The organism is Phocaeicola salanitronis DSM 18170 (assembly GCF_000190575.1).
In the GTDB taxonomy this organism is placed as follows: domain Bacteria; phylum Bacteroidota; class Bacteroidia; order Bacteroidales; family Bacteroidaceae; genus Phocaeicola; species Phocaeicola salanitronis.
This window is the reverse complement of record NC_015164.1, coordinates 2737882-2760644: the sequence shown is the minus strand read 5'-3', so window position 1 is coordinate 2760644 and position 22763 is coordinate 2737882. Positions and strand designations below refer to the sequence as shown.

The 22763-nt window shown below is 49.1% G+C and carries 15 protein-coding genes; 7 read left to right on the top strand and 8 right to left on the bottom strand.

Annotated features, from left to right (window positions below):
• Positions 1–17 precede the first annotated feature (17 nt).
• Positions 18–1151, bottom strand: a complete 1134-nt coding sequence (gene mnmA / locus BACSA_RS11915; RefSeq protein ID WP_262501259.1) for a tRNA 2-thiouridine(34) synthase MnmA — start codon at positions 1149–1151, stop codon at positions 18–20.
• A gap of 166 nt (positions 1152–1317) precedes the next feature.
• Between mnmA and BACSA_RS11910 the strand changes: the two genes are divergently transcribed.
• The 3 genes from BACSA_RS11910 to BACSA_RS11900 all read left to right on the top strand — a co-directional run bounded on the left by BACSA_RS11910 (position 1318) and on the right by BACSA_RS11900 (position 8303).
• A complete protein-coding gene (locus BACSA_RS11910) occupies positions 1318–3261 on the top strand; it encodes a glycoside hydrolase family 97 protein (RefSeq protein ID WP_013618346.1) in 1944 nt (647 codons plus the stop codon).
• 69 nt (positions 3262–3330) lie between these two features.
• Entirely contained in the window at positions 3331–4809 is a 1479-nt protein-coding gene (gene cysS / locus BACSA_RS11905; protein WP_013618345.1) for a cysteine--tRNA ligase, read from the top strand.
• 515 nt (positions 4810–5324) lie between these two features.
• Entirely contained in the window at positions 5325–8303 is a 2979-nt protein-coding gene (locus BACSA_RS11900; RefSeq protein ID WP_013618343.1) for a hypothetical protein, read from the top strand.
• A 339-nt stretch (positions 8304–8642) separates the two neighbouring features.
• Here BACSA_RS11900 and BACSA_RS11895 read toward each other — a convergent pair whose 3' ends face one another.
• Complete coding sequence (locus BACSA_RS11895) at positions 8643–9530, bottom strand: Rpn family recombination-promoting nuclease/putative transposase (protein ID WP_013618342.1); 888 nt, start codon at positions 9528–9530, stop codon at positions 8643–8645.
• A gap of 149 nt (positions 9531–9679) precedes the next feature.
• Here BACSA_RS11895 and BACSA_RS11890 point away from each other — a divergent pair, with 149 nt between their 5' ends.
• Positions 9680–11266: an ATP-binding protein gene (locus tag BACSA_RS11890; protein WP_041584392.1), complete on the top strand. Its 1587-nt coding sequence runs from the start codon at positions 9680–9682 to the stop codon at positions 11264–11266.
• 423 nt (positions 11267–11689) lie between these two features.
• On the opposite strand, the gene BACSA_RS11880 is transcribed toward BACSA_RS11890, so the two are convergent.
• From BACSA_RS11880 to BACSA_RS11865, 4 genes are read right to left on the bottom strand one after another with little or no spacing between them, the layout of a single operon-like run.
• The gene (locus BACSA_RS11880; RefSeq protein WP_013618340.1) at positions 11690–12973 is read right to left on the bottom strand and encodes a DUF1593 domain-containing protein; all 1284 of its coding nucleotides are present in this window, start codon (positions 12971–12973) and stop codon (positions 11690–11692) included.
• Positions 12974–13009: 36 nt separating this feature from the next.
• A complete protein-coding gene (locus BACSA_RS11875) occupies positions 13010–13819 on the bottom strand; it encodes a DUF3108 domain-containing protein (RefSeq protein WP_013618339.1) in 810 nt (269 codons plus the stop codon).
• Positions 13816–15741 carry an Ig-like domain-containing protein gene (locus BACSA_RS11870; RefSeq protein WP_013618338.1) on the bottom strand — a complete coding sequence of 642 codons (1926 nt, stop codon included), beginning with the start codon at positions 15739–15741 and terminating at the stop codon, positions 13816–13818. Before BACSA_RS11870 ends, BACSA_RS11875 begins: the two co-directional genes overlap by 4 nt.
• Positions 15738–17258, bottom strand: coding sequence for a GH3 auxin-responsive promoter family protein (locus tag BACSA_RS11865; RefSeq protein WP_013618337.1), 1521 nt, complete (start codon positions 17256–17258; stop codon positions 15738–15740). The genes BACSA_RS11870 and BACSA_RS11865 overlap by 4 nt, the downstream gene beginning before the upstream one ends.
• Positions 17259–17388: 130 nt before the next feature.
• On the opposite strand from BACSA_RS11865, the gene BACSA_RS11860 reads away from it, so the two are divergent.
• Together BACSA_RS11860 and BACSA_RS11855 are read left to right on the top strand one after the other, a co-directional pair.
• The gene (locus BACSA_RS11860; protein WP_013618336.1) at positions 17389–18399 is read left to right on the top strand and encodes an ATP-dependent 6-phosphofructokinase; all 1011 of its coding nucleotides are present in this window, start codon (positions 17389–17391) and stop codon (positions 18397–18399) included.
• Between the two features lie 336 nt (positions 18400–18735).
• On the top strand, positions 18736–19638 hold the full coding sequence (locus tag BACSA_RS11855; protein WP_013618335.1) for a serine O-acetyltransferase: 903 nt from the start codon (positions 18736–18738) through the stop codon (positions 19636–19638).
• A gap of 59 nt (positions 19639–19697) precedes the next feature.
• Here BACSA_RS11855 and BACSA_RS20240 read toward each other — a convergent pair whose 3' ends face one another.
• Both BACSA_RS20240 and BACSA_RS11845 read right to left on the bottom strand, forming a co-directional pair.
• Complete coding sequence (locus BACSA_RS20240) at positions 19698–19886, bottom strand: hypothetical protein (protein WP_041584016.1); 189 nt, start codon at positions 19884–19886, stop codon at positions 19698–19700.
• 158 nt (positions 19887–20044) lie between these two features.
• Complete coding sequence (locus BACSA_RS11845; protein WP_013618334.1) at positions 20045–20563, bottom strand: energy transducer TonB; 519 nt, start codon at positions 20561–20563, stop codon at positions 20045–20047.
• 91 nt (positions 20564–20654) lie between these two features.
• Here BACSA_RS11845 and metG point away from each other — a divergent pair, with 91 nt between their 5' ends.
• On the top strand, positions 20655–22697 hold the full coding sequence (gene metG, locus BACSA_RS11840) for a methionine--tRNA ligase (protein ID WP_013618333.1): 2043 nt from the start codon (positions 20655–20657) through the stop codon (positions 22695–22697).
• The last annotated feature ends 66 nt before the right edge of the window (positions 22698–22763 follow it).

The following is a 22763-nucleotide window of genomic DNA, read 5'->3' as shown; positions in this document are numbered from 1 at the left end:
TCATATTTCCCTGCACGTCACTCCCCCACTCTATCAATAATCCCTCCGCCCAATACGATATCGCCCCGATAGAATGCCGCGGCTTGTCCGCAGGCGATGGAAGCAAGCGGTTCGTGCAGGCGGACCTGCAAACGGTTATCGGGAGTAAGAACAACCGAGCAGCGGTTGGCTTGCTTCCGGTATCGTATCTTCACGATAAGTTCCGCTTGCGAACCCAATACCACTTCCGGAGCAGGCAGATGCCAATGCGAAAGATAGAAAGCCGTATGTTCCAGCGCACGAAGGTCATCGGCAAGGATAACGGCATTCTCCTCCGGAATGATTTCCTTTACGAAAAGGGCCTTGTTCCGATAAACGCCCAGCCCACGGCGTTGTCCGATGGTATAGAACGGATAGCCCTCGTGCGTACCCATATAGTTGCGTCGCTCGTCGAAGATAGGTCCGGGGACGATTGCACCTGCTTGCGTGTGCCGGCGAAGATAGGTGCGGTAATCTCCGGGGCAGAAACACACGCCGAGGCTGTCCCGCTTGGATGCCACCTTCAGGAAGCCCCGTTCGGAAGCGATTTCACGCACACGGGTCTTGGTAAGGTTTCCCAAGGGGAGCACCATCCGCGCGATAATGTCTTGCGGAAGCCCCCAGAGAAAAAACGACTGGTCTTTATCGGGATCGGCTCCCTGCACAATGTGCCAGCGCTCCCCGATGAAACGCTTCTGCACGTAATGTCCGGAGGCAATGAACGGAATCTCCCGCTCATCGGCAAGCCGTTTCAATAAAGGCCATTTCAAGCGGTTATTGCAAAGCGTACACGGTACAGGCGTGCGCCCTTTCAGGTATTCATCGATGAAGTACGTGATAATATGCTTACGGAAAACCTCCCGCACATCGTAAACAATGTGAGGGATATGCAGGCGGGAACAAAGCTCACGCGCATCGTCCAGATAAGCCGTATCGCCCTCTTTTTCATAAAAACGGAATGTAACGCCGGTCACCTCATAACCGGCATCCTGCAGGAGGATAGCTGCCACCGAGCTATCCGTTCCTCCGCTCATTCCCAATAACACGCGCTTGTCTTTTTCCTTCTCCATAACGTACGGACATAAAAAAAGGAGTACCGCTGTACTCCAACCTTTGTTAACCTTAAATCTAATACTATGAAAAACACATTGCAAATGTACGGACTTTTCTGATACCTGCAAATAATCCGGCAGGAAAAAGCTGCTTTATAACATCTATTAATAGATTTAGCTTGGGTGGTTAAGGGATTTTTGTATTTTTGCATCGCAATGCAACTTATCAATTAACACCTTTAGCAAAATGAGAAAACAGGCATTTTTACTCCTCTTCGCCCTGGGCATGTCTTCCGCCTGGGCGCAACAAGCTACGGTATCCGGTCCGGACAACCTGCTGAAAGTAGATGTATCGGTAAACGAAGGAATACCGTTTTATTCAGTGACTTACAAAGGCAAAACGATGTTGGAGGACTCTCCGTTAGGCTTTGTCTCGAATGTAGGCGATTTCAGCAAAGGCATGGCATATACGGGGCAAAAGACCCGGAGCATCGAAGAAAGCTATACGATGGACCGCATCAAACGCTCGAAAGTGGATTATCGGGCGAACGAACTGACCGTAACGCTTCAAAACGCCGACAAGAAGCCCATCGACATCACGTTCCGGGTGAGCAATAACGATGTAGCTTTCCGCTACGAAATCCCCCGTTACGGCGATACCGGGAGCATCGTCATCCAGCAAGAGGCAACAGGATTCGACTTCCCCTCGTACACCACCACGTTCCTCTGCCCGCAAAGCGACCCGATGATAGGCTGGAAACGCACCAAACCCAGCTACGAAGAAGAATACACACCCGACGCTCCCCTCACCCAGCGTTCGCAATACGGACGGGGATTCACCTTCCCCGGCTTGTTCCGCATCGGGAATGACGGTTGGGTACTGGTGAGCGAAACCGGAGTAGATTCCAGATATTGCGCTTCGCACCTGAGCGATGCCGATACCGAAGGACGCTTCACCATCGCCTTCCCCATGCCCGAAGAAAACAACGGAAACGGCACCGTAGCACCGGGGCTGGCACTTCCGGGCGTCACTCCTTGGCGCACCGTCACGGTGGGAGATGACCTGAAGCCGATTGTAGAGACCACTGTGCCTTGGGACGTAGTAGAGCCACGCTTTACGTCGGAACATGACTATCAATACGGAAAAGGAACCTGGAGCTGGATTGTATGGCAAGACGCCAGCATCAATTACGAGGACCAAGTGCGTTTCATCGACCTTGCTTCGGCAATGGGATTCCAATATGTATTGATAGATTGCGCATGGGACGTGAATATCGGATATGAAAAGATGGAAGAACTTGTAGCCTATGCGCACTCCAAACACGTAGATGTATTCTTGTGGTACAGTTCCAGCGGCTATTGGAACGATATCGTACAAAGCCCGACCAACCAAATGGACAATCCGATCGTGCGTAAAAAGGCAATGAAATGGTTGAAGAAGATTGGCGTGAAAGGCATCAAGGTAGACTTCTTCGGAGGCGACAAGCAAGAAACCATGCGCCTGTACGAAGCCATCCTGAGCGATGCGGACGACTACGGCCTGATGGTTATCTTCCACGGCTGCACCCTGCCGCGCGGCTGGGAACGCATGTATCCCAACTACGTGGGAAGCGAAGCGGTACTGGCTTCGGAGAACCTGGTATTCCAGCAACATTTCGATGACATGGAAGCCTTCAATGCCTGCCTGCATCCGTTCATCCGCAATACCGTGGGCTGTATGGAGTTCGGCGGCACCTTCCTGAACAAGCGCTATAACCGCACGAACGACGGAGGAAGCGTCCGCAAGACCACCGACATCTTCCAGCTTGCCACGGCAGTCCTCTTCCAAAACCCGATACAGAACTTCGCCATTACGCCCAATAACCTGACCGATGCCCCCCAACTGGCACTCGACTTCCTGCGTGAAGTGCCTACTACATGGGACGAAACGGTATTCCTCGACGGCTATCCGGGCAAATACGTGGTACTGGCACGCCGGCATGCCGACCGCTGGTACATCGCCGGTATCAATGCCGGGAAGGAACCGTTGAAGCTGGAACTGAATCTCCCGATGTGCCGGAAAGGCGATAAAATATCTTACTATTCGGACACCAAGGACCGTGCCCCACAACAGGAAGACATGGAAATCAAACGTCCGGAAAAGGTGAAAGTGACGCTCCAGCCCGAAGGCGGCATCATCCTGGTGAAATAAAATAGGCTTGCTTTTTGGCTGCTATTCCCTTTTTAGCTACTTTTGTAGCCCTATCAAATAAAGACGATTATGGAAAATAAACTGATTATTTACAATACGTTGAGCCGCCGGAAGGAACCTTTTGTTCCTTTGCACGCCCCTCACGTGGGAATGTATGTATGCGGTCCTACCGTTTACGGAGACCCTCATTTGGGACACGCACGTCCTGCCATTACCTTTGATATCCTGTTCCGTTACCTGCAACATCTGGGCTATAAAGTGCGTTATGTACGCAACATTACCGATGTGGGCCATCTGGAGCACGATGCCGATGAAGGAGAAGACAAAATTGCCAAGAAAGCACGGCTGGAACAGCTGGAGCCGATGGAGGTGGTGCAGTATTACCTGCTCCGCTACCACAAGGCGATGGAAGCCCTCAATGTGCTTCCACCCAGCATCGAGCCGCACGCTTCGGGACACATCATCGAGCAAATCAAGCTGGTAGAGGAAATCCTGAAAAACGGATATGCCTACGAAAGCCAAGGTTCGGTGTACTTCGATGTGGCAAAATACAACAAAGACCACCATTATGGCGTGCTTTCGGGACGCAACCTGGATGATGTTATCAACACCACCCGCGAACTGGACGGGCAACAGGAAAAGCATAACCCAGCCGACTTCGCCCTGTGGAAATGCGCCCAGCCCGAACACATCATGCGCTGGCCTTCGCCATGGAGCGACGGTTTCCCCGGCTGGCATTGCGAATGTACCGCGATGGGACGCAAGTATCTGGGCGAGACATTCGATATACACGGAGGAGGCATGGACCTTATCTTCCCGCACCACGAATGCGAAATCGCGCAAGCCGTGGCTTCCGAAGGACATCCCATGGTACGCTATTGGATGCACAACAACATGATTACCATCAACGGGCAGAAGATGGGCAAATCGTTGGGTAATTTCATTACGCTCGAAGAGTTCTTTACCGGCTCGAACAAGCTCCTTGCCCAAGCGTATTCACCGATGACCATCCGTTTCTTCATCCTGCAAGCGCATTACCGCAGCACGGTGGACTTCAGCAACGAAGCCCTGCAAGCAGCCGAGAAGGGCTTGGAACGCCTGCTGGAAGGCATCAAGAACCTCGAGCGCATCACGCCGTCCGCTTCTACTTCAGGTATCGAACCTGCCGGCTTGCGTGAGAAATGCTACGAAGCGATGAACGATGACCTGAACACACCGATTGTCATCTCGCACCTCTTCGACGGCATCCGCATGATTAACACCGTACTTGATAAGAAAGCGACCATCAGTGCCGCCGACTTGGAGGAACTGAAGAGCGTATTCCACCTGTTCGCGTTCGATATTCTGGGATTGAAGGCAGAAGGTGAGAACAATGCCGCCCGCGAGGAAGCCTTCAGCAAGGTGGTAGACATGTTGCTGGAAGAACGCATGAAAGCCAAAGCCAACAAAGACTGGGCAACAAGTGATAAGATTCGCGATAGCCTTGCTGCATTAGGTTTCGAGGTAAAAGATACAAAAGACGGATTTACCTGGAGGCTGAATAAATAGCCGCGCCTCCTAAAACCATTATTTGAAAAAGAGTGCATCGGAAAATGATGCACTCTTTTTTATTGCCCGCAAAGGGGTTAGAGCAATTTCCCTACTTACATGCGATGCCCCAGTACAACTATATGCATCGGGCATCACAACTATCTGCACCGTTCGTTTCTCATGCAATATTTAGAGCATATCCCTGTTCTACAACATGTTTCAGAATAATCGTTTTGTACATTTTTAACTATATCTCATCGCATAAAATAGCCGATATTAACCCTCTGTTTCACAATTCTTTACGCATTTTCAGATTACGAAACCGGCACAGATTTGCGCCGTTCTGTTATAAAACCTTAAATCGCAAATTGCATATCATTCATTATCAACACATTAAAGAAGCCGGTTCAGTTATCGGCGCGAATACTGACCAGAGGGGTTTCGAGAAGAAAAGCAGGCTATTGGAATTGTTTATAACGACTTGAGTTAGAACGATTTGAGTTTTTTAATTTATAAATTAAATTTATTTTGTTATGAGAAAAAAGTATTTAAGTGCACTGCTGTTCGGAGCGCTTCTGTTCGCTTCGGCAGGAACTTTTACCTCTTGTAAAGACTATGATGATGACATCAACGGTCTGCGCACGGAAATTACTGATTTGAAGAGCGCAATCACTGAATTGCAGAATGCTGTTCAGAAAGGTAAATATGTTACCGCTGTGTCAGGAAACGGAAATGTCATTACCTTTACTTTCAGTGACGGCTCTACTACTCCGATCACTGTAGAAACTGAAAGCGGAGAAGCTTCTCAAACTGTAACTATCGGCGAAGACGGTGAAGTAATCATCAACGGCGAAGGTACCGGATATTACACTACTAAGACTCCGACCGAAGCTGAAGTTGAAGTCGGCTTGGTTAAGAAAGGCGCAAACGGCACATGGGAAGTTTTGGGTGAAGACGGTGAATATACCGACACTAAGATCCCCGTATCAGGTGTTACTGTATCGGGTAGCGAAGCTGAAGGCTATACTTTCACTATCGTAAACGCTAATGGTGAATCTCAGACTGTTAAGTTGCCCTCTGCTGCTTCGGCTATTACGGAATTGACACTGGGAGATAAGCTGAAACAAAATGGAACACTGTTCTCATCTGCTATCGAAAAGAAATTTGAATATAATAATGCTGCTATAACCATTGACGCAAACGATTTCTTAATCTCACATGAGAAGTTTACTTTCACTCCTACTAACAGCGTGAAAGATGAAATCAAATCTGCTTCTGATTGGATGGGTAACAAAACTATTCCGGCTAACGGTTCATATATTTATTCTTCTCCGACATCAGTTGATTTGCGTATTGATCCGGTAGATGTTCCGGCTGAAAATATCCAATTCTATCTGACTAATACGAAGAATGAAAACTTGAATCCTGTCGTATTAAATGCTGTTGGCGATCCGAATGGTGACGGTCCGATGGATGCAAATCAAGCAAACGGTCGTGCCACTGTTGCAGGTAACGGATTGTGGGTTCTCTCGATGGCTAATCAAACAGTAGCAGGCAATCAAAACGAAGCTACATGGAAAGCTGTTACAGATGCTGGAAGCGCTGTATTTGCTGTAAATGCGAATAATGCATTCCGTAGCAAATATGAATTGAATGTAAAAGCTATTGACCCGCAAGATTTGACAGACCTTTATATCAAAGGTGAAAGTGAAGATGATGATAAGACATTCGATTTCAAGATTGAAGAAGCACAAGTAACTGTTGACGGAGTAACAGGACCATACAAATCGGATTATGAGTGGTTACCTACTTTAACTGGAAAAGATGATCAAAATATTACTTTCAAGACTAATAAAGCATACAAAGTAGAGGCTGTTGAAGCATCAGCATTGTATGATATGTACTTGACTGCTGATAAATCAGATTGTGATGTTTATGGCTTGAGCTTCGACCAAGACAAGCATACATTCACTATTGGCAAAAATCCGGATGTATCTTCTATCCCTGCTGAATTTGATTTGATGATTTACACTGTTTCAAATAAGGGTGAAGTTAAGAAGACTGTTGTTACAATCGTATTGAATAGCGAAATCAGCGCAGCAGCAGAATACAGCTTAATTGACCACAATGTAAATTATGCAGATCCTACAGATAACTTGTTCTACATTGATTTGGCAACAATGAAGACTGCTCTTGGTGATAATTTGAACCAATGGATGCAAAATGTAGACTTGGCTGCTAATGCTATCACTTATGAGTTCTTCACTGATGAAGATTGCAAGAAGGCTGTTTCATCTACATCTCTGTTTGGCGCTAACAATGTATTCAAAGCTGACATTGTCGCTAAAAATACAAAAGATGCAGGCGCTACTGCTGACAGAAATAATGCTAATTACATCAGAATTCTTGTTGACAATGATGATGTGAAGACTTATAATGATAACGCATCTAACACTAACAAGCTGCAACTCGACAAGACTTACTATGTTAAAGTTAGCTTCCAAGCAACTGCTGCAAATGGTGCTGGTAAATTGAACAGCATCGTTGTTCCGGTTGAATTCCATGCACCTGCATTGGCAGACTTGTTCACTGTTAAACAAGGTTATGTAGAAGATAACGTAATCAACGCATACTTCTATAAAGCTGCTGGTGTAACAATTGATGAAGGTAATGGCGTGAAGACTCCTTATACTGACGATTATACTTCAGTTGACTTGACATTCTTCTTCAGCCAATACGTATCTGACGCTCAAGTTGTTATCAACAATGACGAAGTGATTGTAGACAATAAGAGAGCACGCGACTTGTTCTACTTCAAGACGAACAACATTGATATAGATGGCAATGGTACCGAGGAAGCTTATGCCGCTACATTTGGCGAAAAGGGTAAAGATTATATAACCGCTTTGGATTTCACTCTTGACAACAATAATAATAGCACTGGTATTGATAAAAACGGTCAACCTGCTAATGGTTATGGAAAAGCCTTTACTCTTGATGTTACCAAAGACAACTTCGAAGGTTGGAAGTATACTCAAGACGGTGACAATGAATACTCATTCCAGATGCGCTTGTTGAGCCCGATTTATGAAGGTGAAGTAAGACCAGTAGAAGGTAATACAATCACTATCAACGGTAACGACTTCGTTAAGGGTGCTCATATTACCAATGAAGACATCATGGGTTATGACTATAACGACAACGATTATAGCGTAGTTCCAGATGCAACAGAAGGTGTAAATGGTAATGAACCTAATGCAACATGGTATGAAAACCCGCAAATCGAATCTGTAATTCCATCAGTAGACAAAGACGGTTATATGAATACAGCAGAAGCTGTTAAAGCTACTATGGTAGAAGATGAATACGTACCGGGTTACTTCTTAATCAGAGGTAATGCAGTCTCTAATACTGTAACAGTAGATATGCCTGTAACTGTAACTGATGCTTGGGGTTACAAGTTGAACGACAGTGTATCTGTTACTATTGTTAGAAATACTACTGGCGAATAATCTTAACCGATTACTCTATAAATAAAAAAGCGGTTCGCAAGAGCCGCTTTTTTTTATGGGATAATATTAAAAACTGTAGGGGCGAGGTTCGCTCGCCCGAATGCATTCACGGTGATGTTTTTCGGGTAGGCAGCCCCTGCCCCTACAGTTTTATCTTTATTGTGGCTTAACGGAAATTAATTTGAAGGAAGACGCAAAATATTGTGTCTCTACATGTATTTCGGATTTTGCCAAAATTCGAGAAGCTTCCCTTCGTTCTGGATAACAAAATGAAAGCTGAATCCTATTTTGAGACAGTCTCATTAGTTATTCGGAGGTATATTCTATGCCTAATGCCGGTTATAATTCTTCTATCTCTTCAATGCTCAAGCCTGTATAGCGGGCAATGCTTTCGACAGGCATTCCGTCAGTTCTCATCTGTTTTGCCATTTCAACGGCTTTGCGCTTTTCGCCTATCTCTACGCCTTGCGCCATGCCCTTCGCTATCCCTTTCGCAATACCTTTATTTTCGGCTGTTTCCATTACGCTAAACCAATCGCGGTAATTTTTCAGACTTTCTTCGTACTCGTAACGTTCTTTGCGGTTGAATTTCGCTATCTCGGCAACTTCGAACAAATGGGTAAACACCCTCTCCTGCAAGGCTTGCGGACGCTCCATCAACGTAGCGAGGTTGTGGATTACATACAGCCACTTGTCGAAAAGCGTTTCAAGCTCGTTTTCCTTTTTCGTAAACTTGGGCATTTCCAAGTAAATGAATGTCAGCTTGTCGTAAAAGACCTCTTTCGTTGCGAGGTCGGTCAGTTTTACTTCATGATAGAAATCCGTATTATCGGGATAAATGGTGAAATTCAAGATGCCTATAGTATAAATGCCTTTCAGCCCGTAATTCCATACTCCGCGCGGCGCCTGTTCGCGAATGGCAAAAGTGGAATAGTATATGCTCCGGTCCTTGAAGAACTGTTGTTCGCCTTTCTGCATCTCCACAATAAAGTGCTCGCCTTTCTCATTCTTACAATACACATCGAATACGGCACGGCGGTCGTACTCCTGCGTGCCGAGACGTTCGGCGTTCAAGTAGGTTATCTCCTTGATTTCTTCCTTTCCATGCAACAGGGCATTGAGAAAGCTGATAAGCAGGTCTTTATTGATTTCCGTACCGAAAAGCTTCTTGAAGGCAAAATCGGTATAAAAATTGATGTATCTTTCGAATATCCCTTCCGAACACATAGGCGTAAAGTTTTTAAGTGATATGCAAAGAAACGAAATTAAGGCATAAATGCCAAATTTACAGCTTGATTTATTTTCTACACCCAATGGTTGGCATTCTCAAAATAAAATCGTTTCTTTGTAGTTGTATTCAAATCCACTATGCCATGATGAAGTATCCGATAGGAATCCAGAGTTTCGACCGAATCATTGAAGACGGCTTTGTTTATGTAGACAAGACCGAGCTAATCTACCAGTTAGTGAAAAACGGTACGATTTATTTTCTGAGCCGCCCGCGCCGGTTCGGCAAAAGCCTGCTCGTGTCTACCCTGAAATGTTATTTCCAGGGAAGGAAAGAGCTTTTCCGTGGGCTTGCTATCGACAAGTTAGAGACGGAATGGGCGGAATATCCTGTGTTTCATATTGATTTCAATGGAACCAACTTTACGCAATCCGGAAGTTTGGAGGATATTGTGGAAGGTTTGGTCTGTACATGGGAAAAGGAATACGGACGGACTGAGGAATTTGAGGACATAGGCAAACGTTTCGCTTACGTGCTTCACCAGGCTCACAAGCGATATGGGAAAAGGTGCGTAGTGCTGATAGACGAATACGACAAGCCGATACTCGATGTGCTGGATACGGGCTATAAGACTACGATAGACGGAAAAGAACGTCTGTTGGAAGACTGGCACCGGGAAGTCCTAAAAGGATTCTATTCGACATTTAAGTCAGCCGATGAAGACCTGCAGTTTGTCCTATTGACGGGTGTGACCAAGTTCTCGCAGGTAAGCGTGTTCAGCGGGTTCAACCAGCCGGCAGATATCAGTATGGCTTCCCAGTATGAAACTTTGTGCGGCATCACGCAGGAGGAGTTGGAACATTATTTTGCCGAGCCTATCGAAACGCTGGCAAAAAAATGTCGGACTACTCCCGAAGGCATGAAAATGATATTGAAGCGCCAGTATGATGGATATCATTTCAGCGATAACCTGACAGGCGTATACAATCCATTCAGCCTGCTGAACACTTTTTCTATGCTGCAGCTACGTGATTACTGGTTTGCCAGCGGTACGCCTACTTACCTTGTCCGCCTGCTGAACCATACACAAGAAGACCTGAACGAACTGACCGGACGCTATTATCGTCCCGAAGAGTTTGTCGATTACAAGGCGGATGTGGAGAAACCCCTGCCCATGATTTACCAAAGCGGATATCTGACTATTAAGGACTACAACCTCCGCCGGGGTACGTTCCTGCTCGATTTCCCGAACAATGAGGTGAAGAACGGTTTTGTTTCCATGGTGGCATCCAGTTACTTGAAGCCGAAAGAAAGCGTGGACAGCTGGATACAGGACGTGCTGGACGCTTTGGAAGCAGGTGACTTGGAGCAGCTCCGTAAGCTGTTCACATCCTTTCTCGCCAGTATCCCCTATTCGATGCGCAGCAAGAAAGACGAGGCGGAGAAGGAACGTTTCTTCCACTATACGCTTTACCTTATCTTCCGCCTGATAAGCGTCTACACAGTCTATACCGAAAAGGAGCAGAGCCAGGGACGTGCCGACTGCATCGTGGAGACGGACGATTACATCTACATCTTCGAGTTCAAGCGCGACGGCACGGCGGACGAAGCCCTGGCGCAGATAGAGGCGAAGGGCTATGCCCGACCCTACGAAGCAGACCCGCGCACCTTATATAAAATAGGTGTGAACTTCTCTTCCGAAACGGGAACGGTAGAGGAATGGAAAACCATTTGATTTACGATTTGACTATTTACGATTTACTATTTATGCCAATCAGGAGTTAAAAGGGAGTTATAGGTAGTTATCGCCCGCCAGTGCGGGCTGGGAGTTAGATGCCAATACCTTTTGCACCGCTTTCAGAAGTTAAGCTATTGGCCTTTAACTCCTGAACGAAGTGATAACTCCTGTGAAACATAACTACGTTTAACTCCTGATTCGCATTATTTATGAATTTCGCAAACAGTCCATGTAGGGGCGTATCGCATACGCCCTGAAAACATCCGCATGGATAAGCAGACGTATTCGGGCGTATGCGATACGCCCCTACATATTTGCGGACATTCATTTTTGTGTATTTTGATACACCCTCTACAGAAACGTACGAAATGCACAAAGGAATGCACAATTTCATACCGTGCATCGTATAAATCCGCTCCGTTATTTCAGCCAGCCCCAGCGTTTTCCCCAATCTTCAATCACGGCATTGCGCCATTTCGAGGTGGTGAGCGCGCCGGCACAGTTCCGTTCCATCAGTGCAGGGTCGTAATTATCGGTGTACCAGTTCTCGCCCACCCGGTAATCGGTATCCGCCGTCTGCTTGTCCCAACGGTTGGCTACGGTAAAGAAACCGTTCTGTTCGGGGAAACCGGGGATATCCGAGGTAATTGTGTAAGGCAAAGTGCCTGTATAGTAGGTAGAGTGGCGCACCATGTATTCGCCATTGCCCAAATAACGTCCAGCCCACTTCTGGTTGCGGACCGTAAGCGTGATGCATGCCGAATCTGATGCAATGGGAAGTACGGGACCTTTTACGTAAAATTCAATAATCGAGCAAATCTGTACCGTGTCTTTTGCAGTGGCAGTACGCCGGAAGACGGTACGGGGCGTGTGGCTTGTCTTACAGAAACTTCCTCCCCACGATTCGCGGTAAGGGTCATCCGGGTCGCCGTCCATCATGTAAAGCAGCGAGGGAGTATCGCCCAGCTTGGGAAGCCCTTCGTAATAATCTATGAAATCGGCTCCCAGCTTTCCCGCTCCACGCACGTAAGTATCGTAGAACAATGCGTTGCAGGCATCCTGTTTCTTCTTGTCGGCGGTGAATCCGCGGTAAGACGTGTTGTTTTCGATGAACCACAGATCCGGGAAATTGGCTATAATATAATGGTAGCTGTCTACGCTCCATTTCTTGTTCGGCCCACCTATCCAATAGACACGGATATTTTTCTTGATATCCGGCGCATCGTGCAAGGCTTGCGCCACATCATCCAATCCGCCCCATACCAATATCCAAAGCGGGCGGCTGCTTTCGCGCCGCGCACAGCTTACTATCCACTCCGAGCCTTCGGTGGGTTCGCCGTATCCGCAAAAAGGCGCGGCTCCTTGGCTTCCCTGCTTGCATACCGCACGCAGCGCATCGGGAGTGGGAAATCCGTCTTCATGGGCTTGCAGGCGGGGCAGGTCTTTTTCGTAGAGGTCTATCATGCGGAAAAGCTCTTCCTTGCTTCCGTTTCCATAAGAGGGAGACGAAACCAGTCCCTCGGTTTCGAAACGGTTGCTGTACATCAGGAAATGGGCTACCGACTGGTTATCATCGGGGTCTGTGCCTCCGATATCGGTACTGATAAGGATACGCGGCTTTTCGGGTACAGGCTGTTGCGCGGAAATGTTCGCGCCGCATCCAGCCGTAAGCAGGATGCCAATGAGTAAAGTACGTGTTTTCATATTTACGATTTGACTATTTATGATTTATAGGCTGGCTCATTTCTTTTCTACAATCGAAGTAAGCGGATGGCGGTTACCCTTGATGTCGGTGAGGAACGCCTTGGCAGAGCCGAAGTTAAGGTACATGTCGAGCCGAACGGGCAAGTGGTTAAGGTCGTCGGTGACGAAGAAGGTGATGACTTCTTTTTCTTTCTTGTCGACATATTCCACGAGCGAGAATACCAGACAGCGGTAAGTAGTGCCGTTCTCCGAAGTAAAATTCTCCTTTCCCCGGTAAATGAGTGTCTGCTTTTCGACCTTTTTCCCCGTAGCCATCGAAAAGAGGATTTTCATGCCTACCTTATAGTCGGTGGGGTCGTACGAGCGTGCCTGCAGCAGGATGCTCAGCATGTCGTAGACACAGACATCCATTTCATCGTGCTTTTGAGTAGTTTTACCCCTCAGAGTGCGCTGCTGGTCGACGATGCACTTCCCGTTACGGTAGCTGAAGTTCACTTCGTCTACGGTATAGCGTTTGCCTTCTTCGGCTCCCTTGCGGAAGTAGAGCGGCTCCAGCTGCTGGCTGGTGATGCAGGTCAGCGTATCACGCATCTTGAACCAGCGGTCGAAGCGCTTGTTGGTGTACGAGAGCAGGTCGGTGCGCAGGCAGGGCTGGCCGTTGTAGACAGCTTCGTTTACATCCATCCGCGCCCATCCCACGTTAAACCAGATGAATTTCCAGTTGAACTTCAATTCGTAGCTCAACGATTCTCCGGGCTTGATGGCATTGTTCACGGCACCGCATTGGGCTTTCATCGCCAGGCTTCCTGTCAGCAAGCACAGGCAGAGTAAGATTTTCTTCATCATGTTCGTCCTAATTTTTTAGCTCTTTCCTTGTTCCTGTCTTTAATCTTCTTGGTTTCGTCAGGCTTCTGTTTCTTTATCTCGTCCGGTTTCTGGCGGTCGAGCGGTATGGCGTAAAGGTTCCAGTTTTCCTCGAATTCGAAATTCGCTTTCATTTCCCAGGTCTTGGGGAAATAGAATACTTCTTCCGCCTGGCGTTTCTCCTCATAGTTTCCGGTATCCCACTTGCCGTTGCGGTTCGTATCGTTGAACAGGCGGAGATAGTACTTCGTGCCGGGCTGGAGGAAATAAAAGTCGCAGGTATTGTTCTCCTTTACGGGCTGCTGGCGCACCACGGCATCACTGCTGTTCAAAAGCTGCACGATGGCATGCGGTCCGGCTCCCGTGATGTTGAGGAAAAGGGTGCCGTACTGGTCTACGGTCTTTACCTTCAATTTATTCTCTACCTTGTCGGTATACAGTCCGTAGATGCCTTTGAATCCGAGCGAATCTATCGTAAGCTGGTATTCCTGTCCGGGCTGCCAGTTGGCAAGGACAATGTAGCGGCGCGGGGCAATGGTATCGGCCTGGAAAATGAACGGCGTGTCCTGCCATACCGAGTCTATCATTGTCTGCATGTGAATCGCCGACGTATCGATGTGCTCTACCGGTTCTTCGAAACTCAATACGATGTTGCGGTTGATGTCCAGTTCGGAAGGCGCATCCACGTTTATCGTCAGGAACGGGGTCTGCACCGCAAGGGTATCGCCTTTTTTCTCTTTCTTCTTGCGTTCTTTCTCCGCCTTCTCATCCGCCTCTTTCTTCATGGCAAGGCGCCGTTCGCGCGGAATCTTGTTCACCATGCGCAGCGTGTCGGTCGTAGGCACCAGCTGTCCCAGCGTGTCGGTTTCCAGATACTTCAGTTCGATGGTCAGTGTGTCGCGTTCGCATAACGTAGTGTCTTTCACCCAATAGGTGATGCTGTCGTTGCGCAGATTGGCTTCCACGATGAGCTGTTTCTCATCGAAGTCCAGCCCTCTCAGCGTGGGCAGGGTGTCTGCCTTCGCACTGAAATAAAGGTTGAATTTCTTGGTCTCCGGACGCTCGCTCTTCGCCAGGTATTGCATGGTGCTTTCTTCCTTGAAAGCGCGAAGCATGATGTTATCGGGCAGGAAGCGGGTGTAATGCACTTCGAAAATGGTATCGATGTGGGTGGTGTCGATTTCGTTCCATACCGTATCAAAGCGTACGGCAGGCGTCATGTCGGGCACGATAAGCGAATCAGACCATGCCACCGTCTCGGTCTTCGAGTCGTACATATAATTCTGGTTCCCGTCTTGCAGCGCATAAATACGGTATTTGCCCGGAGCCACGCCCCGGATGGTGAATTGCCCGCGGCTATCGGTACGCGAGATGCGGTCGAAAGGAAGCTTGGTGAACGCCGTATCGTTCAGGTTCTTGTGCAGTCCTACCTGAATGCCTTTTATCGGTTCCAGGTTTTCAGCATTAAGCACGGTGCCCGACACCGCCATGGTATCTATCTCGGGACCGGTAGAGAAGGCATACGAGAACTGCCCCAACGGATTGCTTTCGTTGTTGTCAACGATGGCATCGCCGAAGTCGATGGTGTAAGTGGTGTTTGCCATCAGCGAATCGATAAACTTCACCACGACCCGCTTGCCGCTGGTCTTTACTTCGGGCTGCTCGCGCTGAGGAGGCGAGATGATGACTTTTTCCGAAGCGTTCTCCAGGTTGATGTATTCGTCGAACTCAATGGATACGTTCTTGCGCGTGTTATTGACGGCATTCGGAACCGGCGTGGCACGAACAAACTTGGGAGGCTCTTCATCGTAAGGGCCTCCGTCGGGCGACCAGCCCGTACCGGCACACGCGTAAAATCCGATAATGAACAGCAGCAGGGCTATGTACTTGGGTATGGGTTTCATGCGGTATGCGTAGGCTTATTCAGTTTCAACATTTCTTCTATATAGTCTCGGTTATTGCTCAGGCGAGGCACTTTATGCTGGCCTCCCAGCTTGCCTTTTTGCTTCATCCAGTCGTGGAAAAGGTTGGGGCGTGCCACAATCAGCTCCAATTCCTGAAGCGTAATGTCTTTATGGCGTTTCGCCTCGTAATCTGAGTTCACTTCCTGCAGGGCACGGTCTAACACGTGGCGGAATTTCTCCACCGAGTCAGGCATGACGCTGAACTCGACGAGCCATTGGTGGCGGCATTTGGCATTGGCATCCATAAAGACGGGAGCCGCCGAATATTCCAATACTTGCGCTCCGGTCTCGGCACAAGCCTTGGCAAGCCCTTTTTCGGCATTGTCCACCATCAGCTCCTCACCGAAAGCGTTGATGAAATGCTTGGTGCGGCCCGTAATGACAAACTTATACGGGTCTTTTTGGGTAAACTTCACCGTATCGCCGATGATATACCGCCACAATCCGCACGAGGTGCTGATGACCATCGCATAGTTCCGCCCCGTCTCGATACCCGTCAAAGGCACGATAGCGGGATTCGGGTTATCAATTTCCTCCAGCGGGATGAACTCGTAGAATACATCGTAATCTATCATCAGAAGCATCGCCGGGTCGGCAAGGTCGCTCTGCAAGCCGAAGAATCCTTCGCTGGCATTGTAGGTCTCCATGTAGTGCATCTTGTCGGACGGGATGAGCTGCTTGTATTGCTCGCGGTAGGGCGTAAAACATACCCCTCCGTGGAAAAAGACTTCCAGATTGGGCCATACCTCGTTCAGGTGCTTCGCGCCGGTCTTTTCCAAGATGCGCTTGATGACCGCCAGCATCCATGAAGGCACTCCCGAGAGGTTGGTCACGTTTTCGTGTACCGTAGTCTCGGCAATCCGCTCTACCTTCTCTTCAAATTCGCTCAGCAAGGCAATCTCCTTGCCCGGCACGCGGATAAGGTTCACCAGCGGATTGATGTTCTGTATCAAAATGGCGGAAAGGTCTCCCACCAGGCTGTCCTTTACATTATAATTCGGGCTATGGCTTCCGCCCAATATCAATCCTTTGCCCGAGAAAAAACGGCTTTCAGGGTTCGAGCGCAAGTAAAGCGCCACGGCATCGGTTCCACCCCGGTAATGAATGTGCTTCAGTCCGTCTTTGCTTACGGGAATGAACTTGCTTTTATCGCTTGTAGTCCCCGACGACTTGGCATACCAGATAACCCGCCCGGGCCAAAGCACGTCTTTTTCTCCATGGCGCATACGGTCCACGTAGCCCTTGATGTCATCGTATTGCTGGATAGGCACACGCTGGAAATCAGCGTATGAACGGATATGCGCAAAATCGTATTTCTTGCCCCATTCCGTATCCGAAGCCTGTGCGGTAAGTTTCCGGAACACCTTTTCCTGGATAGCTTCCGCCTGTGTAGTGTATGTGTCTATTTCCTTTTGACGGGAAACGAATAGCTTTTCGATTAACTTTGTTGAAACCATTGGTTTGTTTATTTTTCTGCTCCGCAAAGTTAGCCATTTCTCTTATCGGTGATATATTTTTTATGTTAGAAAAGACAAATCTACGCTTTTTTCTTATAACTTTACCACGTGAAGACTAAATTTGAAGGTTATGAGAATCGGGATATTGACGGCAGGAGGCGATTGCCCCGGCATCAACGCCACTATCAGAGGCGTTTGCAAGACAGCTATAAATTATTATGGAATGGAAGTGTACGGCATCCACAACGGTTTCCGCGGATTGCTCGATGACGAAGTGACTCCGCTTACCGAAACCTCATTGGGCGGGCTGCTCACAATGGGAGGGACTGTTCTGGGCACTTCGCGGGTAAAGCCTTTCCGGCGCGGGAAAGCATCAGCCCCGGAAAACACACCGGCGGCATTGATGCGCACCATTCAGAAGCACGGGCTGGACTGCCTGGTATGCATCGGAGGGAACGGCACGCAGAAAACTGCGGCAAAGCTGGCAGAAACCGGCATAAACGTGGTCATGATACCCAAGACAATCGATAACGACGTGTGGGGCACCGACATTTCGTTCGGCTTCGATTCGGCGGTAAGCATTGCCACCGAGGCTATCGACCGCCTGCATTCCACGGCAAGCTCGCACCAACGCGTGATGGTCATCGAAGTGATGGGGCATAAAGCGGGCTGGATTGCCTTGCACTCAGGCATGGCAGGCGGAGGCGACATCATCCTGCTTCCCGAGCTTCCTTTCAATATCCACAACATAGGGGATGTCATCATCGAACGGCTGAAAAAAGGCAAGCCCTACTCGATTGTAGTGGTAGCCGAAGGCATCCCCACCCTGAACGGGAAAAAAGCCGCCCAATACATCGCCGAGGAAATCGAATACGAAACCGGCTTCGAGACCCGCGAGACGGTATTGGGATACATCCAGCGCGGAGGAAGCCCCACGGCTTTCGACCGTACCCTTGCCACACGCATGGGAGGGCACGCTACAGAGCTGATAGCCCAAGGCAAATTCGGAAGAATGGTCTCCCTGCAAGGCGACGATATTGTTTCCGTCCCGCTGGCAGACGTGGCAGGCAAGCTGAAGCTGGTCACCCCCGACAACGATTTGATTGTGCAAGGACGCCGCATGGGAGTATGCTTCGGATAAACGTTTCCCAAGCATCTCACCACAGAGGCTCACAGAGTTTTTAGAGCAGGACAAAATTGGTTTGCGAAAAATGGAATGGAACACAGAGACACAAAGGCACAGAGCTTTATTTTTGATAGAACAGAGTTCACAGAGTAAAAGTCTGGCTCTATGGTCTTTACCTTCTCTATATATTTATTTCTCCGTGTCTCTGTGCCTCTGTGTTCAATAGAAAGGATTAACGGATTTTTCGCAATCCATTTCTGATTGACTATATAATATAATAGGACAAAATGGGGCCTGCGCCCTCTGTGACGAAACATCAAGAATGAAACCAAATACAAAACAACATAAGACATGATAACATCTGACTACACACCTATCCTGAACAAAGCCGTAAGCGAGCTTTCCGAAAGCCAATCGTACGACGGGCTGTTCCATCAATACAAGGACGGCGAGCCGCTGCCCTCCGCCGCTTCGCTCCGGCGCATCGTAGAGCTGGCGCGCGAAATACTCTTTCCCGGTTATTTCGGCAATTCCACCATTCACCGGCGCACGCTGAGCTACCATATCGGCGTAAACGTAGAAGAACTATTCCGCCTGCTCACTGAGCAAATACAGGCGGGACTTTGCTTCGGTATCGAGAATGCCCTGTCGGACGAAATGTCCGACGCCCCCCTTTGCAAGGCAAGCGCCAAGAACATCGCCGCGCAGTTCATCAGCCGCCTGCCCGAAATTCGGCGCGTGCTGGCTACGGACGTGGAAGCCGCCTATTATGGCGACCCTGCCGCCACGTGCTTCGGCGAAATCATCTGCTGCTACCCCATCATCCGCGCCCTTACCAATTACCGCATCGCCCACGAGCTGCATACGCTGAACGTCCCGCTCATCCCCCGCATCATCACCGAAATGGCACACTCGGAAACGGGCATCGACATCCATCCCGGAGCCAAAATAGGAAGCCATTTCACCATCGACCACGGTACGGGCGTGGTAATCGGAGCCACGTGCATCATCGGTAACAATGTGAAACTCTATCAGGGCGTAACGCTGGGCGCAAAGAGCTTCCCCCTCGACGAACACGGGAACCCGATTAAAGGCATCCCCCGCCACCCCATTCTGGAAGACGACGTCATCGTCTATTCCAACGCCACGATTTTGGGACGCATCACGATAGGGCGCGGAGCTACCATCGGCGGCAACATCTGGGTGACGGAAAGCGTGCCTGCCGGAGCGCGTATCGTGCAGCGGAAAGGATGACCTCCCTGCCGAACATAACGCCATTTCATACAGCCCCGTTAAATCGCCCAATTAAAGTTTCAAATAATCAAATCAAGCTGAGAAGCTGTTTTGAATTTCTCCAAAAAGTTTTTCTTGGCTTGATGTGTTCGTTTTCGTGTGTGCTTTGGGCGATTTTTTGGTCCTTTTCGCTCCTGTTCTTCGTCAGATAGCCCGCTATCTTCCTCATCACACAAGCGAAAATGCCTCAAAAACTCATCCCAAATCATCGCACGATAAATTCAAAACAGCTTCTGAAACTAAGGTTTTCACAAGTAAAAACCATAGTTTCTACAAGTGAAAACTAAAGTTTCAGCCTATGAAAACTTCTGAAACGACCGTCCGCATCGAACAACGCCTCTACAAGCAATCTTCAAAACAACCACATTTATTTAAACCTTACCGCTACTCCTATCAGATAGTTGACCGCCTCCCCGTTAAGGCTGGCGGGGATGAAGTAAGGCAGGTTGCGGACCACCTCGCAAGCAATGGAATCCATTTGGCGGTATGAACGGGCATCAGGCGCAAATACCTTTGCCGACCTTGCGAGGATGACGTGACAAGGCAATCCCATTTTATTGACCACAAAAGAAACCACAGAGATGCCTTCGCCGATGTGGATGTCCTTCACGGCTTCTTGTATGTAGTGTTCCAAGCCCGTGCTATATTCCGAGCCGTAAGGCTTAGGAATGGAAAACTCCGGCCCGCTGTCCGCATATCTGTAGACCGTATCTCCTTCTATCATGTCATAAACCGGCTTTTCGGTCTCACGCTCCAAGGTTATCGGTTCTTTGTCCGGTTCCTTTACCTGTACCGTATCGGTTTCAGCCGCAAGCGGACTTTCGGTCTTCTGCTGTCCTCCGCAAGCCGCCAAGGCAAGCAGCACTAAACCTATTATCGGTTTCATACGCACATAAGGTTTTGGTTTCTGCAAACATACGGAAAAAAAACGTATCTTTGCAGGCGTTATTCGAAATCAAAGAAAAAACATACGCTATATGGAAAAGAAATTCAAACGGACTACTGTCACCTCGGCATTGCCTTACGCCAACGGACCGGTCCACATCGGACACCTGGCGGGCGTATATGTGCCTGCCGACATCTACGTGCGCTACCTGCGCCTGAAGAAAGAAGAGGTATTATTTATCGGAGGCTCGGACGAGCACGGCGTGCCCATCACCATCCGCGCCAAGAAGGAAGGATGCACGCCGCAGGACATCGTGGACCGCTATCACACGCTCATCCGCGACTCGTTCAAGGAGTTCGGCATCTCGTTCGATGTGTACGGACGTACCACTTCGAAAGTGCACCACGACACGGCATCGGCATTCTTCCGTACCCTTTACGACAAAGGCGAGTTCGTAGAAAAGACCTCAATGCAATACTACGACGAGGAAGCAAAGACCTTCCTTGCCGACCGCTACATCACGGGCGAATGTCCGCGTTGCCACGCCGAGGGCGCTTACGGCGACCAGTGCGAGAAGTGCGGTTCCACGCTCTCGCCTACCGAACTTATCAACCCGAAGAGTGCCATCAGCGGAAGCCAGCCGGTAATGAAGGAAACCAAGCACTGGTACCTGCCGCTCAACAAGCACGAGGCATGGCTGCGCCAGTGGATTCTGGAAGACCACAAGGAATGGCGCCCCAACGTGTACGGCCAGTGCAAGTCGTGGCTCGACATGGGACTTCAGCCGCGTGCCGTAAGCCGTGACCTTGACTGGGGTATCCCCGTTCCGGTAGAGGGAGCCGAAGGAAAGGTGCTCTACGTATGGTTTGACGCACCTATCGGCTACATCTCGAACACTAAGGAATTGCTGCCCGACTCATGGGAGAAATGGTGGAAAGACCCCGAAACACGCCTCGTACACTTTATCGGAAAGGACAACATCGTGTTCCACTGCATCGTGTTCCCCGCCATGCTGAAGGCGGAAGGCAGCTACATCCTGCCCGACAACGTGCCGGCAAACGAGTTCCTGAATCTGGAAGGCGACAAGATATCCACCTCACGCAACTGGGCGGTATGGCTCCACGAATACCTGCAGGACTTCCCCGGCAAACAGGACGTATTGCGCTACGTACTCACCGCCAACGCTCCGGAAACAAAGGACAATGACTTTACATGGAAGGACTTCCAGGCACGTAATAATAATGAACTGGTAGCCGTATACGGAAACTTCGTGAACCGTGCCCTCGTGCTGACCCACAAATATTTTGAAGGCAAGGTTCCTGCCTGCGGAGAACTGAACGATTACGACCGGGCAACCCTGCAGGAATTTGCAGACGTAAAAGCCCAGGTAGAAAAACTGCTTGACGTATTCAAGTTCCGCGATGCACAGAAGGAGGCAATGAACCTTGCCCGCATCGGCAACAAATACCTTGCCGACACCGAACCGTGGAAGCTGGCAAAGACGGATATGGACCGTGTGGCAACCATCCTCAACATCGCCCTGCAACTGGTAGCAAACCTTTCTATCGCCTTCGAACCGTTCTTGCCTTTCAGCTCCGAAAAGCTCCGCAAGATGCTGAACATGGAAACCTTCAGCTGGGAACAACTGGGACGCACCGACCTGCTGGAAGCCGGACACGCCCTGAACAAGGCGGAACTGCTCTTCGAAAAGATAGAAGACGATGTCATCCAGGCACAAGTGGACAAGCTGCTTGCCACCAAGAAGGCGAACGAAGCTGCCGCCTACAAGGCAAACCCCGTGAAGCCGACCGTTAGCATCGAGGACTTCGACAAGCTGGACATCCGCGTAGGCACAGTGCTGGAATGCGAGAACGTGCCTAAGATGAAAAAACTCTTGAAATTCAAGATAGCCGACGGGCTGGAAAACCGCACCATCGTGAGCGGCATCGCCCAGCACTACAAACCCGAAGAATTGGTAGGCAAGCAGGTATTGTTCATCGCCAACCTCGCCCCGCGCCAGTTCAAGAACGGCTTAGTGAGCGAAGGCATGATATTGAGTGCCGAAAACTTCGACGGCTCGCTGGCGGTCACTTCCGTCTTGCGCGAAGTGAAGCCGGGTAGCGAAGTGAAGTAATCTTTTTATCTTGAAACGCAGATTAACGCAGATTTTCGCAGATTCTAAAAATAAAAATCCGCGCTA

Excerpts from the sequence above, each read along its gene's own strand:
- BACSA_RS11880 (WP_013618340.1), bottom strand. The coding sequence starts at position 12,973 with ATGAAAACACGTACTTTACTCATTGGCATCCTGCTTACGGCTGGATGC.
- BACSA_RS11910 (WP_013618346.1), top strand. The coding sequence starts at position 1,318 with ATGAGAAAACAGGCATTTTTACTCCTCTTCGCCCTGGGCATGTCTTCC.
- cysS (WP_013618345.1), top strand. The coding sequence starts at position 3,331 with ATGGAAAATAAACTGATTATTTACAATACGTTGAGCCGCCGGAAGGAA.
- BACSA_RS20240 (WP_041584016.1), bottom strand. The coding sequence starts at position 19,886 with ATGATTTGGGATGAGTTTTTGAGGCATTTTCGCTTGTGTGATGAGGAA.
- BACSA_RS11895 (WP_013618342.1), bottom strand. The coding sequence starts at position 9,530 with ATGTGTTCGGAAGGGATATTCGAAAGATACATCAATTTTTATACCGAT.
- metG (WP_013618333.1), top strand. The coding sequence starts at position 20,655 with ATGGAAAAGAAATTCAAACGGACTACTGTCACCTCGGCATTGCCTTAC.
- BACSA_RS11855 (WP_013618335.1), top strand. The coding sequence starts at position 18,736 with ATGATAACATCTGACTACACACCTATCCTGAACAAAGCCGTAAGCGAG.
- BACSA_RS11900 (WP_013618343.1), top strand. The coding sequence starts at position 5,325 with ATGAGAAAAAAGTATTTAAGTGCACTGCTGTTCGGAGCGCTTCTGTTC.
- BACSA_RS11890 (WP_041584392.1), top strand. The coding sequence starts at position 9,680 with ATGAAGTATCCGATAGGAATCCAGAGTTTCGACCGAATCATTGAAGAC.
- BACSA_RS11875 (WP_013618339.1), bottom strand. The coding sequence starts at position 13,819 with ATGATGAAGAAAATCTTACTCTGCCTGTGCTTGCTGACAGGAAGCCTG.
- BACSA_RS11845 (WP_013618334.1), bottom strand. The coding sequence starts at position 20,563 with ATGAAACCGATAATAGGTTTAGTGCTGCTTGCCTTGGCGGCTTGCGGA.
- BACSA_RS11860 (WP_013618336.1), top strand. The coding sequence starts at position 17,389 with ATGAGAATCGGGATATTGACGGCAGGAGGCGATTGCCCCGGCATCAAC.
- BACSA_RS11865 (WP_013618337.1), bottom strand. The coding sequence starts at position 17,258 with ATGGTTTCAACAAAGTTAATCGAAAAGCTATTCGTTTCCCGTCAAAAG.
- BACSA_RS11870 (WP_013618338.1), bottom strand. The coding sequence starts at position 15,741 with ATGAAACCCATACCCAAGTACATAGCCCTGCTGCTGTTCATTATCGGA.